This window comes from Tardiphaga robiniae, from assembly GCF_001618955.1.
In the GTDB taxonomy this organism is placed as follows: Bacteria; Pseudomonadota; Alphaproteobacteria; order Rhizobiales; family Xanthobacteraceae; genus Tardiphaga; species Tardiphaga robiniae_A.
Genome location: NZ_LVYV01000008.1, coordinates 98,930 through 113,726, shown reverse-complemented (window position 1 = coordinate 113,726; position 14,797 = coordinate 98,930). Strand labels below are relative to the sequence as shown.

Below are 14,797 nucleotides of genomic sequence, written 5' to 3'. Positions count from 1 at the left end.
GCCAGACAAAGGCCAACGGCACACTAACCAAGCAGAGTAATGCCGCCCGGCAAGGTGGTGGCACGTGCGCCAAACACCTGCTCAATCCGTGAGACGACGAGATCGATATTGGCGATACGCAGCCGCGCATTGAATAGCCGGCGGCCAAGTTGCTGATTGGTCAGGATGATCTTGCCTGACCGATACCGGTTGACTTCGGTGACAACCTCGCTGACAGGCGTCAATTGAAAGATCACAACGCCTTCCTGCCAGGCAGTTACGTGGGCCGGGTCGGCGACCATAACCGAACTGATGCCGCGGTCGGAATAGACCGCCTGGCGCTGGGGCGAAAGTGACAGCATTGCGGATCCCTGCTCGATCCGGACTTCACCCTTCAGACAGGTCACGCATACCCCGTTGTCCTGATATCGCACGTTGAAGCGGGCATCGTTCGCAACGATACGCCCATTGGCCGCATGCACGGCAAATTGGCCCGACGACTGCGCCGGCGCGGAAAACACTGCCTCGCCCGAGATCAGGTCGATGCCGCTGCCCCCGTCCTCCGAAGACCGAATAGCGATGCTGGTCTGCGTATTCATGTCGATAGACGTATTGTCTGCCAGGACGACCTGGCGTTGCTCGCCAGTCGCGGTCCTGTAGTCGGCGGCAAGCTCGGACAGTGAGGGCCAGAGCCCAAGTGGAGGACGCGCCACCAGAACGGCAGCGCCAGCCGCCGATGCGGCGACCGCGCCGCCGAGAAATGCACGTCGGCCCATCCGCCTTGCTACTGGAGCAGCCAACGGACGGGGAGCGCCACGTTCGTTCAGCCGTAACTCGCCGAGCCCCTTCCAGGTCTGGCTGATCCGCCTGAAAGCCTCCGCATGAGCGGGATCTTGCCTAGACCATCGTTGAAGGGCGCCGATATCGGTCTCGCTTGCCTGTCCGGACGCAAACCGCATCACCCAGGCGTAAGCTTCCTGATCGATCGAGGCGCAATTATCCGGCTGATCGTGTGCGGCGCTATCTGGGTTCGATGTCATTGTCTCAACGAACGTCATTCGTTCGTCTCTGAAGGTTCAAGTGGCGAAGTATCTTTTTTACGCGGCCCGAAGCGCTGAACAACCTTGCGATCGAGGCGCTCGGCACAATGAAGGACGGCGCGCTGAAGCTCGCGTTCGATCAGACGCTGTGGAACTGCAAAGCGTTCGGCCAGGACGTGCAGCGGCGTACCATCCAGTCGTGAAGCCAGCAGTATCTCACGGCGACGAGGTGTCAACTCCTTCACAGCGCGCTGCAGCCGCTCAAGATCAGATCTTGCGGTCGCAACATGCTCGGCGTTGGGTCTGTCGTCGATCAGACCGATCGCGGCCTCGGCATCGTCAAGCGTCACCATATTACGCTGGCTGCGCAAACGCTTGAGCGCAATATTGTATGCGATGCGGAAAATATACGGACGAGGCTGCTGGACGGGCTCAGCCAGTTTGACATCTTCCAGGCGCAGCCAGACGTCCTGAAGGGCTTCGCTTGCGAGTTCGGAAGATCCCAAACGTCGCGCAAGACGCGTCTTCAGGTCGCCATAGTCCAGAAGAAATGTCTGGCGCAGCAACTTGGCGCTAACGTCGGTCATCGCATCTTTTCGTTGGTATCACGGTCACGGACGGACTTCTTGGTCGGAAGGCGGCTCGTATCTGCGCACCCCGTCGTCTCGCCTGCGGCGGCAGGAAAGATTGCCATGGTGACCGGCTGCGGCAGGCCGGCGGGCGTCGTCTGCTTGATCTGTAGCCCATCCAGGGCCGCTGAAATGGCATTGCGGCGATCTGGATACTCGATCAGACCGAGAATATCCGTCCGCGAAATCACGCCGGATGACTCAAGCCAGAGATTTACGACAATCCGGCCTTCGCCAGCTGTGCGGTCTTCAAGCTCACACAAGGCTGCGCTCAGATTAGCTTGAAGGAGGGCAAAGTAGGACTCATAACGTCGCATGGCCTCTGAAGGTCTGTTCTGCACAACCGAAATTGTGACGCCGCCTGCGTCTTCGGTGGCCTGGGCAACATAGCTCGTCCCGCGCAACAAAATCCGCAAGCCATCGATAGGCGAAAATTCGCCTGCCACCGCCGTCGATCGGCGCCCCACCGACAGCGCACCATCATAAAATATCTCAAGTCCAGTCTTGGCGCTGAAGGCAACCAATGCATCTGCGAGCTGCTGCGACGGAATATCAAACCAGATCGGCGCACGAGGACGGTCTGGAAGGCCCTCGCCAGCGATGGCCGGGCCAATCAGCAGGCCGATCAAGGCCGTGCGAATAGCAACATGTGACAGTCGCATCGGCACGATCGGAGCGAGCCCATCTTTGTGTGCCGATTCAATACGCCCAGTCTTCCGACGCTTCTCCAGATCGACACGGTGCAAAAGCACCGCCTCGGGTTGGCGCTGACCACGATACACAAACATGCGCGCAACATACGATCAAATACACGAAAGTATCGTGACACGAGCCAGCACGCCTGATTTCGCGCTAAGGTGATGTTATTCTCAAAACTCTCATCGGTCGTACGGAGAGCTTCCAGCCGAGGCCAAGAGCAGCACCATTCGTCTTGTCTGCGGTCGGGGCAGATGCCGAGGACTTCGAAGCACTCGGCTCGCAGATGAGGCAGAGGCGTTCGGACAGATCGGCCTTTCATCCCAGCCAGCAATTTCGATTGCCGGCATCATCAAGCGTTTCGGGCAAGCAAGTGTTTCGAGCAAATATGTGACACGCCTATCGAAAGCCTCTGGCGTAAGTGGCACAATTCTCACATCATAAATCTGTCACTTTTATTGTTGACTGGCTAACATGGTTCTAGTGTCGGTAGTAAGCATTTAGGTCAGTGAGCAGGAGTAAACCATGACTCCAAGGACGAAGGTCGCCGCATCGTCGCGCGAGCACTTCACGCAGATCGCGCAAGAAGAGATGGCGAAATTCGAACGCGAGGAGCGTGATTTACGTAGCAGCGAGCGTATCGCTAGAGCAACGCAGCTGGGACTTCCTGTCCAGCATAGTCAATAAAGGCATCCCCTCTGCTCGACAAAGCATCGGGGCTGCCAATCTTCACGCCGCCCCCATAGACTTTGGCTGGACGCCGAGGCCGCCAACGTACTTGAGCAAGTGCAGACGGCGATCGATAAAAGCAAGAACGAGACCGTGCGTTCGGCGGTGCGCTCCACTCCGCTGATGCCGATTGCGGCTATCACATTCTCCGCGCCTCCGCTTGCTCGTCGAGATCCTTCCGCTCCTGGTTGGTTATCATGCGAGACTCCTGTGCCGTCATGGGACCATTGCCGAGGATTCTCACCGGATTGGTCGGATCATAGTTCTGGCTATCTTGTTGCCCGCGATTGGATCGCTCGTCTGGCTTTTTCTCGTCCCCCTCACCGCCTCCGCCGTAACCGAGCACCTCGACGATGATCACCGAAGGTTGTTCGCCCGCACGCGATTGGGCTGGCAGGGTTGTCACCTGCGCGGCGGAGCCGGCCATGTTGGAGGCTTCCGTCAGGCCGCCGATATTCGGTGCCTGAACCGTCGGAATCCCCGTGGCCGTTCCGGATACCGTGATATTGGCCGCGTTGACGATGCGAAGCGCCGCGAGGTTCAGGTCACCCACCACCCGTATGCCGGCATCGCCGGCATTGATCTCCCCCCTGAAAGCCAGCAGATCCATCCGGCTTTTCTTGCGCTGCTCCTTGCCTGGATACTCGGAGCGCGTGTCGCCGAGCGCCCAGGGCGGCGGCACCGTATCGGAACTGGCATCGGATGTTCTGTTTGCATCGAGCACACCGATGCCGGCGCCGGTCGAGAGGCCGAACGCATCGATAGAGATACGCGCGTCATTATCCATCCTGAACTTCAGCGGAACGTTGAAGACCGATGTCTTGGCACCGGCGCCGGCGCTGATATTGCCGTTCGAGGTCCACATCGTCAGATCGCCGCCCTGCAGAGTAAACACGCGGGAGACGTAAAGATCGATGCTGCCGTCGGCCATGATGCGAACGTCACCGCCGCGACGGCTGACGACGCCGCCTAATCCGAAATTCTTGGCGATCTCGCTGTCATAGCCGGCAGTGACTTTGCCATAAGGCGCCATGATGCTGATATTGCCGTCAGACTGGGTCTGCACGACGCCGCCGCGCAACATCACGTCGCCCCACCCGCCGCTCACCGCCTCGGGCGAGGACGGGAACAACCTTTCGATCGCCGAATAGCCGCGGGTGTACTGCTTGAAGCGGAGGCTGTCGGCGGTGTTGTAGTCGATTCCGGTCTCCTTCATCTCGGTGAACAGCACCTTTTGCAGGAAGGCCTGCTGGGCGAGCTTGGGCAGCGAGGCGAACAGCACCCGCTGTTCGCCGGCCGACCGACCGCCGTAACCGAGCCCCGCCAGGAAGTTGGCCAGCTCCTTTTCATAGGTCCGCACCACCTTGCTCGCATTGCCTGGATAGGACAGCGGAAATGCGGGATCGGAAGCATTGCGCGGGTCGAGATAGACAGCGGCGAAGCCGGCATAATCAGCACCGCCGGCCGTACCGGCGATGATGTTGATGTCGCCGCCTTTGTCCGGAAGCGCCAGATTGGGAATGTCGATATCGATACCAGCGCGGACTTCGCCGAATCCGGCGACCGCGACATTGCCCGTGCTCATGATGCTACCACGCAACCCGATGGTATCGCTGGCATTAAAGGCCAGGTCGCGGCCGGCTTCGACCCACAGGGCGCCCCGGCCGAGGAACGCGATCTGCGGGCGGACGATGTCCCTGCCCGCAATGACGCTCGATACCTGCGATGGATTGTTGTTCTGCGCGATGATCGATCCGTAGAGGATGTCCTTGCCGGCATAGATATCGACCGGCTTCGGTGCGGTGAGACTCCAGGAGGATATGGTGCCGATCGTGCCATTCAATGCGAACAACCGCACGGGATCAGGGTCGTTGGCATGGAGAAGATCGAAGCCCCGCTCCCAATTGCTGCTTGCGCCGATCGGCACCGGAAGATTGTTTCCAAGTCCGGCAAAGATGACGGAATTTCTGTCGGTGCCAAAGGGCGCGAGCGGACCGCGACGATATTGCGGAGCGATATCCTCCATCCGGATCTGCTGTGCCGGATGGAACAGAATGTCATTGCCAGCCAGCAGCTCCAGCGCTCCCGATGCGCTGGCGGCGAGTAGTGTTGGGGTGTAGCCGTATATCGTCGGCAGTTTGGACGCGATTGAGACATCGGACTGAAGCGAGGCCAGTCGTAGCGTCGACGGCAGGAGAGCAGCTCTGGACAGAACCGCTGGCAGTCTCAGATCGCTTAAGGGATTGATCCTCAGTTGCACCTCGTAGGAGCCGCCTAGGCTCAGATCCGCTGCTCGCAAGGATGTATTCTGGTAGATGACCTTGCCGGAGGTCGACACCGCGTCGACCGCCGCGCGATCGGAGTAGCTGACGAAGCCCGATCCACGATTCACGTTGAGATTACCGGCCACCTGGCCGATCAGCATGGGATCGTAGATGCCTTCGATCGTAACATCGCCAACCGCATTGAGGCTGGCGGTCGCGTCCATCAACCCGATGAGCATATTGACCGGGCTCGTCGTGTAGACGGGCGAACTGGACCAGTTCCCGATTCGCTGGGCTCCGGTCGCACCGCTCGCGATGATGCGGTTGCCGGCATTCAGTTCGGCATGGCCGCGGCCCAGCATGTACACGCCGCCGAGAAGATCGCGTCCCGTCGTGAACTCCAGGTTGCCGCCACCGCGGACGATGAGGTCTTCAGCGCGCGCGATCGGGCCGGCCTGGCCCTGCGGCGTCGTGGGCGTCACCAGATGGCCGGTGCTCGGGATCGCGACCGATAGATCCCTGCTGTCGCGTCCCGCGCGCACCCGCACATCACCGCCGCCGAGCGCCCCGACGCCGGATTCGAAGTTGCCGAATACGATCGACCAGCTCGTCTGGTCTCTGACCGTCGACGATGTCGGATCGCCGGTCCAGTTGGCCTCGCCGTAATGGTAGAGCCAGGCCGCCGTGCTCTGCTTGACGACCGGAGCAAGGATGTCTCGGCCTGCGTCGATCACGATATCGCCACCCGCGATTGGATAGTCACCGAGCTTGCTGCCGACGACGAAGCCCGCCGCGGTCGACGTCTTCATCCCGGCGGTATAGATCACCGAACCCGTGTCGGTGAGCTTGAGATCGCGGCCAGCCTCCACCCGGATCTCGCCGGTGCCGGTGCGGATGATCCGGCCGGCCCCGACAACGATGTCGTGGCCGCTGTTGAAATTGAGGCTGAACGATGGCGTCGTGGATTTGAGCGCTGCACCTTTCGCGGCGCTAACGAAACCATCGCTGATCGTGCCGTTGACCAAGATGTCCTGCTGGGCCTCGAAGCCCATCCAGCTCGGCCGGTTCAGTCCGCCGCCGCCGAGATCGATATTGGCAGCAATGTTCAGATCGCCAGCATTGTTATGGAACAGCGCGCCGCCCATCGAGGAGAAGCCCGCGATCGCATTGCCGGGCATCGATTGCAGGTCGACCAGCACCTGGCTCACCAGGGCCGCATCAACCGTCGCGACCTCATAGTTCTGGACGCCGACTAGCACCTGCTCCTGCGCACCGACATAGGTCGACGTGTTGCCAGCGGCGATACGGAAGACGCCGCGAACATCCTCGCCCGAGGCCGGCACATAGTTCGCCCGCATCAGGATCCGCCCGCCGCCGACACGGCCGCCTGACACGTCGATCACGGCGCCCCCGGCGACCTCGATCCCTTTCTCGTCACCGACACCGCTGCGTGTTCCGGTCGAGGCCAGCTCGACATAGCCGCTCGCCGGCGCATAGCCCTCCGCCGAAACCGTCCCGGCCTGTGCCTCGATCCGGGCACCAGCATACAGCCTGACACCCTCCGCGCCGATCAGGCGCACATCGCCGCCATCGGCCATGACCGAATCTCCCGCCGCGGCGATCGTGCCGCGAATATCCACCCAGCCGCTATCCGAACGCAACATCACCCGGTGCGCGTCGAGCCGCTGCCCGGCATCCAGTGAAATATCCTGTGCGCGTAGTCGCACACCGATATCACGGTCGAACCGGCCGGCGACGAGCGTCCCCGCGAGGCTGGAAAATGAGCCGGCAAGCCGATCGGCATTGAGCGTGAAGGATCCGCCGACATAGCCGCTTGTCGCATTCGCGCGCAGCGTCGCATCGATCTGCGCGGTATCCGCGACGATGTCGATTCGTCCTGCATCGCCGCCGCGAACCGATCCCGAGACGTCGATCAGCGAACCGTTGTGGAGCGACACCTGCCCTGAGGCTTCGAGCCTGATGCCGCCGCCGGGTGCAAACCGCACTACGTCACGGAAATCGACCGCCTGTCCGGACACGTCGAGCACCGCGGTGTTTCCGATGACGAGATCGCCGGATGTCGCACGAATATCGATCACGCCTGCCGGCAGCAGCGCCTGCGTGCCGACGTAAACGCTCGCCCCCTGCAGTGTCAGCCGGCCGCCGAACGGCACCTCCGCCGGATCGCCTGCGAACGAGCCCTTGTTGAGCTGCAAACCGCCGCTCGCCGTGACCGCGTAATCCGAAGCCGCTGCGGCGGTGACCCGACCCACGTCGAGAGAGACGTAGCCCGCTCCGCCGGTGCTGGCATTGACGACGCTGAACACGCCCGTCCCGGACGTGCGCAATTCGCCGACCCGACCCTGAAGTGCGTAGAAGCCGCCGAGCGAGACATTGCCCGGTCCGAGCAGCAGGCGATCGACGTCGAGGTTCAGGACGGCTGCCGTATCGGAGCCGGCATAGGTCCCGGCCGCGCCGCTGTTGCGGAACGTCAGGGCCGCTGCGGTGATGTTCGGCTGGCGCATGGATATGCCGACGCCCTGCAGCAGCCCGGTATCCAAGGTCAGCGCCTTCAGCGTCGGAATCCCGTCCGCACCGCGCCGGCCCAGCTGGAACGTGCCATAGAGATTGATCGACTGATGGCCGCGGATCAAAAGGTCGGATGCCGCTGCGAAGCGCTCCAGCATACTCTCTGTGAAGGTTGTACCCGTGGTGCCCGCCGGCACGTCGCCGAGATTGACGATGACGGAGGCGAGATCGAGTTGCGCCGCCTCGATGATCGTTCGCGCCGACAGGTTGATGGCGTTGCTGCCGTCGAACGAGATCGACCCCGAGGTCCGCAGCGCGGCATTGTCGGAGACGGAGAGCGCGCCGGCGGCGCCATTGCTGTCGATGCGGACAATTCCGACACGCGGTCCGGTGGACAGCCGCAGCAGCGCGCCATTGCCGCTGATCAGAAGCGGATTGGTATCGACCGTTGCCGGCCCCTCCGCTGTCAGCGAAGCGCCGCCGCGAACGTCGACCAGGCTAGATGCGGCGATGATGATCTCCGGAGCGGCGAACTTCGCATTCTCATAGACCGTAACCTCGCTCGCGCCGACCGTGACGATGGTCCCGGTCGCGCCGTAGCTGCGCGTTCCGCCGATCAACACGCTGCCGGCACCGAAGTTCTTCAATTGTTGCGTATCAATACGCAGCACACCGGCTGGCGTCGCGGCGCCGCCGCTGACGAGCGCGATCTTCGCCGCCGACACGTCGAGATTGCCGAGAAACCCGCCATTGTCCGCGCCCAGGCGCCCCGTACCATCGAGATTCAGGCTGCGAGTCGCGGCCAAGACGATAGTGCCAGCGTCAATGGGGGTGCGAACCGTCGAAAGCCCCGCGGCCATCGCCAGCTCACGAGCGGACTGGTTGAAGGAAACCGTCTTGAACTCGCTGTACTGTTTCCAGGTGGTGCTGTTCATCACCTTGAACTGGCTGTAGCCGGTGTCGCGGATAGCGCCGCCCAGGGTCGCCCGGTAGCCGCTGGCGATCACCGAACCGTCGGGCAGTGTCACGGTCCTGTTGGCCGCGGCTGCGCCGCCGCCGAGAGGCTCAACCAGCATGCCGCCATCGAGCAGCGCGTAGTGAGCGGGAAGCAGTGTATAATAGCCCGCCGCGAGACCCGGAACGCCTTGGAGGTAGACCGTGTCGCCAACCTTCAGCCGGCTGTCCTGCAACGGCGCGCCGATGCTGCCGACTGCGACTGGCGCATTGTTGCTGATCGGGGCCGGCGCCGTGCCGAGGCTCGGCAGGATCGCGTAGCGCGCAACGGAGGTGTTGGCGAGGATGTTCACCGTCCCGCCAATGCCGCCGACGAATGACCAGCCGAGGAGATCGCCGCCGCCGGAGACATCGACCACGGCACCGTTCTGCAGATCCACGTCGGGGCCAGCGAGCTTGACCGACTTAGTCGGGACCCGGCCCGCCAATTGGTAGCCTCCGAACAGACCGGCCGAGTCGAGATAGCCGAACGGAACGGTCAAGCCCTCAAGCGAGGCCGAGGTCAGACTGCCCGGCCGCAGCGTCAGTGTCTGGCTCGCTTCGAGGCGGATCTGCCCCTGCGGCGCGCGGATGACACCGCCCTGGTCGATCACCGGCGCGCGCAGGGTCAGCCGCTGACCGTAGGACAGCGGCACCGGCGCGGCGCGACCGTTCGATCTCACCGCGATCGAAACGCCAGCATTGACCAGGAAGCCCGGATTGGACTCCGGAAGCTCACGGGAATCTTGTGAGTAAGGGGCGGTGCCGGGCGCGATATAAAGCTGGGCCGCATCGAACAGAAGGGAGCCGGCCGTCGTCAGCGTGCCCGCCGTGCCGTCATTGCCCGCAAGGCGGATGTCGCCTGTCGCGATGAACGTGGTCTTGCCAAAGCCGCCTATCTTGGTGCCGCCGCTGATGTCGATGAGATCGGCGCGAATGGTCAATCGTCCATCGGTACCCGCGGGAGCGGACGTCCCGGCGTTATCGCTGAATCTGAATCCTTGGAGGTTCACGTAGGACGACGTCAGCTCCACCAAGCCTGCCTTCGCCGATACGCCGGCACCGGTGCTGAGATTGTAGCTGGCGAGCGTAATCGAGCGGCGTGTTGCGAGCGTGACGTCGCCATCGAAAACGATACCGCGGTTGTTCGGTGTCTCGCCTGGCAGCAGGAACAGATCGTCTGCCCCGGACCGATTGATGATGTCGGCAGAGACCCTCAGCGACGAATAGCCGGATGTCAGCGAGCTTTGCGTCACCTCACCAAATCCGACCGGCGCTGTCTGCGCGATGACGATGCCGGAGATCTGGGGATAGGTGTACGCCGTGCCGATCGTCAGCGCGCCGCCATAGCCACTGACGCCGCCGGGAGACAGACGGAGATCACCGGCGATTACACCATACCTGGCGTAGATCGCGATCGAGCCCGCCGCACCATCGACCTCGACCGGCGTGTACCGGTCGCGAGAGTTCAGTACGGGCGCACCACCCCGATCCAGATCGGCGACACCGCGGACGCCCGAGACGTCGATCACTGCCTCCCTGTCGATCAGCACCGTACCCACCACCACGCCACTGCCGCTCGCAGCCGGGACGTTGATCTGAACCAGGCCGCCGGCCGCAACCGAACGGCTCTCGCCGTAGAGACCGGGAACGATGTTCTGATAGCCGCCCGCGAGCAGGCGGGCATTGGCGCCCAGACGCACACTCCCGTTTTCGACGTAGGACTCGCCGCCATTCGGCTGGATCTGAATCGTGCCTCCCGGCGTGGCGATCGTGCCGTCGACAAACACATCGACCAGCGAGTCGAGCCGCACGGTGGACTCAGCATCCATGCGGATTTCGGCTCCGGTCTCGACGACGAGCTTGCCCAGATGTCGCGCCTTGGTGACGCGGACGGTGGTGCCAGCCTGTGCGCCGGTGACGCGGATCGGGCGCGTTGTTCCATTGGGCGAGAATGGAGCCGTACCGAGGGTGAGCTCCATCGGCCCGCGCAGCCCCTCGGGCAGATCGGACGAGTTGCGCAGCGAAACGCCGGTCTGCTGGCGGAGCAGATCATACAGCCGTGCCCCGTTCGCTGCCTGGAATATGCCGCTGTCCAGCACCATCGTATCGACGCTGGGCGCGATGACCGTGCCTGATGCTACCGTCATGCCACGCGCGCCGCTCAGCGCGTAGCTCGCAAAGCCGCCTTTGGTGAAGAAGTCCGGAGCCACGGTCACGGGTGGCACGATATTGACCGACTGCTCCAAAAACCCGCGTTTCGGGATTACGGTGCCGGCCCGAAGCGTGACATCTTGCGACCATGGCCCCGGCGGTACGGTCAGCGCAACCGGGTTGATCTTCACGCCTTGCGGAAATGCGTTGGCCGGGATGACGTAACCCGCGTTAAAGCTGCCCCAGATCTCGACCAGCGTGGTACCCGCCGGGACACGCATGCCCGGACCATAATAATCGAAGGTATCGGCATCGTATGCTTCGGTAAAGCTGTCCGGCACGATCCAGTCCGCTGCGACGAACAGGGCCTCGTTGGGCACGTCCACCGCGACCGGAACGACTTGGCCCGCCGCCAAACGATTGAGCGTGACATTATGAGCCACCGGCACGTTGGATCCGGCCGGGATCACGATATCCGACACGAGCAGAAAATCTCTGGCGGCCCGCGTGTTTGCCGGCAGAATGCCGTCCTCGAATATCCGATCGCCGCCGATGAGGACGTCGTCACCCGTGTCGATGGTGAGCGAGCCGCCTTTACCCAGCGCGTAGGCGACGATGTCGCCATTCATCACGAGCCGCCCGGTCGCAAGGCCTGCAGGCGTCGTGGTGTTGATATAGGGGGTGGCCGTATCGATCAGGATCGCGCCGCCATTGCCGACTTTGATCTTGCCGTTGGCCGATAGATGTCCCCCACCGCTGGCGTCAATGAACGATCCTTTGTCCAGCACGATGGTGCGGCTGATCAGCTCGACCTTTCCACCGTTCACGACCGGAAACACGCCAGCGCCGCCCGCGCGATCGCTGGTCCAGCGACCGGCGACGTCGATCACGCCTGTTTCTCCGAGATGAATGCTCGGGCGGTCCGCTTCGGGGATCAGGTCCCATGCAATACTCGTCGACGTCTGCCCGCCCGCCACCGCTGTCGACCGCAATGCTTCAATGTGCACTTTGCCGCCTGCCGCGCTGATCGTCCCATCGATCTCGGCCTGGCGCCCGATAAAGGTGAAGGAGCCGAACGCGCCGACATCGACGGTCTTGCCCTCACCGATCGTCAGCACACCGTTCTTGCCGCCACCGGAAACGAGCGTGACGTTGCCGAATGTCGAGCCGTCAAACCAGTTCGAGGGCAGCAAGTGCTGATAAGCCTCGACCGCCCCGTAGAGCGGCGCGAGATTGTGCGTGTAATCGACAAGCGCCGTACCGGCGCCGAAATCCTTGCCGAGTCGCGAACCATCACCGCCGATCACGATGTTGCCGCCGATCGGATTGGCATCGTAGATGGTCGTGTAGATGTAGTTGGAGCCGAAGCTCAAGGTCGCAAGAGTTGGCCGCTCGTGCCAGATGCGCGTCACATCGGTCACGCCCGCGCCGGTCGAGGGATCGCGCTGGCGTTCGCCGGCGACGATGTCGGCGCGGACCTCGCCGTCGAAAATCCGGATGGCATCGCTCGAAACATTGCCGCCGCTACCGGTCCAGCTTGCCGGAAACACGTTGTTCAGCAGCAGTGCCCCCGCCGACCGGCCTTCGGTATATCCCTTTTCGAAGACAGATCCCGTCCTGTCGAAAATCGACCTGTATCGCTCGACGATACCCCACCGGGCATGGTTGCGGATGAAATAGCCCTCGACACCGAGATAAACCGCGCCGGCCTGCGCCTGCTCGATGGGGACCAACTGGCCGCCCGCCGTCATCAGGCGCGTGCTTCGCACATAACCGTCGAGATAGCGGACGCTGCCACCCGACAGATCGATGACGGAGCCCTGGCGGGCGATGATCTCCATGCCGGTCATGACGATTCTCCCGCCGATCGTCATGAATTGGGAAACGTCGCGTTCGATCAGATCGTAATAGCCCGAGAAGTTCGCGACGCCCGTCCCGTCGGTCAGTTTGGTGCCGTAGCGGGCGTCGAAATAGACAGTCGTCCCGCGCAGACTGCCGTCGCGCATCACCGGATTGTCGCTGAGCTCATTGGCCCGCAGCTCGGCCTTGATAGCGTTCTGCTCCATCGCGATCTCGACATCGCGAAGACCCGACACGTCGAGGGTAGCACCTTCAGCGAGATAGATCCGGCTGTCGTCGACGCTCGAGGAATTTGCTTCGTTCTTCCGCCGGGCGACGAAACGGATATCGCCCGCTGGAACGTACAAGGCTGCATCCTTCTGGACGACGATGCTGTTGCCGTAGACCTCGACGATCGACGGCTTGTAGGGGTTGCCGACGACCTTCTCGCCGCTAACGTCGGGAAGGATCCCCGTATAGCTGCCCTCGCCGAAATTGACCGCGCCGCGCTCGCCATCGACGTAGGGGAACATGCCGTCGGTCATGGTGGCACTAAGGTTCAGGACTTTTCCGGTCAGATCCCGGGTGTGATTGGTTCCCTTCATGCCCGACTCGGCCTGGATCAGGACCGAGCCAGCGGTTTCTCCCGCCGTGGTTGAGATCAGCACACCGCTCTGGCCGACGTTTTTGCCCGTGAGGGTGATATTGCCGCGCTCTGTGACGATCAGGCCGGCATTCTCGACTAGGCCGCCGCGGTCGACGCCGGCGAGAAAGCCGCGGATCGGCGCGCCGCCGAGGTCTGCGCCAGCACTGTCCTTGACCGCATTGCGCTTGGTACCATCGAGCAGCAGCACGCCGCGACCCGCCGCCATCAGCACCTGACCATCCGGCGCGTCGATCCGGCCACGATTGACGACATTATGGCCGAGCAGAACGGCTTGGCCATAACCACCGACGGCGATCCGCGCACCTGCCTCCACCGTTACGCCGTCATAGGCGGCAAACGTCTCACCCGGGCGGACCCGATCGGCGGTCGCGTTCATGTTGGTGCCGTCGAAGAAAGTCAGCGGCACATTGGTATTGGACGCCGGATTGGCGGCGAGGATGCCGTCCATGAAGCGCTGGTTGCGCGCAGCGAGCTTCTGCTGCTCGGTAGCCCCAGCCTGATATTCGATCGCACCGCCGTGAATATCGAGTGCCGACGCAATCAGGCTCCCGACATTCACCTGACTGGCGCCGCCAAAGATGATGCCGCTCTGGTTGATCACATAGACCTGGCCGTCGGCCTTGATATTGCCGAGGATCTGGCTCGGTGCCGTCGCGCCGTTCACACGATTCAGCACCACCCAATTGGCGTTGCCCTGCTGATCAAATGTAAGGGTCGTGCGCGCGCCGACATTGAACGACGTCCAGTTCAGGATCGCCTGTTGCGAGGTTTGCCGGATGCCGACCTGGGTCTGGCCTGCGCCATCAACGCCCTGCGCCGGCGCATTCGCGCCGCTCCAGCCCGTCGGCATATTCGGCAACAATCCTCCGGCGCCCAGGCCGTCGGGAACTGCAACCGGCGCTGCGAGCGAGGTCTGCCGGGTCGCTGCTGCCGCACGTGCGGCAGCCTGCACCGCCTGCATGTCCTGGATAGTACGCGCCGCTCGCGCCAGCGAGTTCTGCGTCTGCCGTGCCATCGCAGCCGCCTGCTGCGCCGCATAGGCCGCTGCATCCGACGCAATGTTGGGCGCTGACGGCGTTGTGGAGCCGCCATTGAGAGACCGCGCATGAAGGGGTTGCTGTGCGTTCCATGCCAATGCGAGCGCGCTGACGCCGGCCAAGAGAGCTATGCGGTGGCCCGGACGGCGTACAAAGACCATAGAAGCGGCAACGCGCTGATTCATCGGAGAATTCCTTCGGGCAACAACAGACCTTCGACAGGCAGCGGGGAGTAGCCGCC

The 14,797-nt window shown here is 62.8% G+C and carries 5 protein-coding genes; 1 reads left to right on the top strand and 4 read right to left on the bottom strand.

Translation table 11 applies throughout. The features are described 5' to 3' along the window. Positions 1–23: 23 nt before the first annotated feature. The 3 genes from A4A58_RS11675 to A4A58_RS11665 are packed head-to-tail and all read right to left on the bottom strand — an operon-like array spanning position 24 to position 2,436. Entirely contained in the window at positions 24–1,019 is a 996-nt protein-coding gene (locus tag A4A58_RS11675) for a FecR family protein (protein ID WP_158005673.1), read from the bottom strand. Positions 1,020–1,033: 14 nt separating this feature from the next. After that, positions 1,034–1,606: an RNA polymerase sigma factor gene (locus tag A4A58_RS11670; protein ID WP_068732080.1), complete on the bottom strand. Its 573-nt coding sequence runs from the start codon at positions 1,604–1,606 to the stop codon at positions 1,034–1,036. Then, positions 1,603–2,436, bottom strand: coding sequence for an STN domain-containing protein (locus tag A4A58_RS11665; RefSeq protein ID WP_068732078.1), 834 nt, complete (start codon positions 2,434–2,436; stop codon positions 1,603–1,605). The genes A4A58_RS11670 and A4A58_RS11665 overlap by 4 nt, the downstream gene beginning before the upstream one ends. A gap of 433 nt (positions 2,437–2,869) precedes the next feature. Here A4A58_RS11665 and A4A58_RS30780 point away from each other — a divergent pair, with 433 nt between their 5' ends. Next, on the top strand, positions 2,870–3,031 hold the full coding sequence (locus A4A58_RS30780; protein ID WP_158005672.1) for a hypothetical protein: 162 nt from the start codon (positions 2,870–2,872) through the stop codon (positions 3,029–3,031). A 181-nt stretch (positions 3,032–3,212) separates the two neighbouring features. Here the strand turns inward: A4A58_RS30780 and A4A58_RS11660 are convergent, their stop codons facing one another. After that, complete coding sequence (locus tag A4A58_RS11660) at positions 3,213–14,741, bottom strand: filamentous haemagglutinin family protein (protein WP_081421829.1); 11,529 nt, start codon at positions 14,739–14,741, stop codon at positions 3,213–3,215. Positions 14,742–14,797 lie beyond the last annotated feature (56 nt).

Excerpts from the sequence above, each read along its gene's own strand:
- A4A58_RS30780 (WP_158005672.1), top strand. The coding sequence starts at position 2,870 with ATGACTCCAAGGACGAAGGTCGCCGCATCGTCGCGCGAGCACTTCACG.
- A4A58_RS11675 (WP_158005673.1), bottom strand. The coding sequence starts at position 1,019 with ATGACATCGAACCCAGATAGCGCCGCACACGATCAGCCGGATAATTGC.
- A4A58_RS11665 (WP_068732078.1), bottom strand. The coding sequence starts at position 2,436 with ATGTTTGTGTATCGTGGTCAGCGCCAACCCGAGGCGGTGCTTTTGCAC.
- A4A58_RS11670 (WP_068732080.1), bottom strand. The coding sequence starts at position 1,606 with ATGACCGACGTTAGCGCCAAGTTGCTGCGCCAGACATTTCTTCTGGAC.
- A4A58_RS11660 (WP_081421829.1), bottom strand. The coding sequence starts at position 14,741 with ATGAATCAGCGCGTTGCCGCTTCTATGGTCTTTGTACGCCGTCCGGGC.